This window comes from Saccharothrix longispora (genome assembly GCF_030852425.1).
Lineage (GTDB): Bacteria > Actinomycetota > Actinomycetes > Mycobacteriales > Pseudonocardiaceae > Actinosynnema > Actinosynnema longispora.
In genome coordinates this window covers 1-880 of the sequence record NZ_NSDM01000052.1, presented here as the reverse complement: position 1 = coordinate 880, position 880 = coordinate 1, and the positions used below count along the sequence as shown (strand labels likewise).

The window sequence follows — 880 nt, the reverse complement described above, 5'->3', positions numbered from 1 at the left end:
GGCCGGTACTTCGGCACGGCCGTGGCGGCGAACAAGCTCTCGGACTCGACCTACGTGAACATCCTGAACCGGGAGTTCGACATGGTCACGGCCGAGAACGAGATGAAGATGGACGCGACCGAGCCGAGCCAGGGGCAGTTCAGCTACGGCAACGCGGACCGGATCGTGAACCAGGCGCGCAACCAGGGCAAGCGGGTGCGGGGTCACGCGTTGGCGTGGCACTCGCAGCAGCCCGGCTGGATGCAGAACATGTCGGGTTCGGCGTTGCGGCAGGCGATGCTCAACCACGTCACGCAGGTCGCGACGTACTACCGGGGCAAGATCTACGCCTGGGACGTGGTCAACGAGGCGTTCGCCGACGGTAGTTCCGGTGGGCGTCGTGACTCGAACCTGCAGCGCACGGGCAACGACTGGATCGAGGCGGCGTTCCGGGCGGCGCGGGCGGCGGACCCGGGCGCGAAGCTCTGCTACAACGACTACAACACCGACAACTGGTCGCACGCCAAGACCCAGGGCGTGTACCGGATGGTGCAGGACTTCAAGTCGCGCGGGGTGCCCATCGACTGCGTGGGGTTCCAGGCGCACTTCAACAGCGGCAACCCGGTGCCGTCGAACTACCACACCACCCTGCAGAACTTCGCCGCGCTGGGCGTGGACGTGCAGATCACCGAGTTGGACATCGAGGGTTCCGGCTCGACCCAGGCCCAGCAGTACCAGGGCGTCGTGCAGGCGTGCCTGGCCGTGGCCCGCTGCACGGGCATCACGGTGTGGGGCATCCGCGACACCGACTCCTGGCGCGCGAGCGGCACCCCGCTGCTCTTCGACGGCAGCGGCAACAAGAAGGCCGCCTACACCTCGGTCCTCAACGCCCTCAACGCGG

Annotated in this window: 1 protein-coding gene; it reads left to right on the top strand. The window is 67.5% G+C overall.

Annotation, left to right across the window (positions count from 1 at the left end; all coding sequences use genetic code 11):
- A partial coding sequence (locus CKY47_RS36780; protein WP_306751001.1) for a glycoside hydrolase family 10 protein occupies positions 1-880 on the top strand: 880 nt, incomplete at both ends.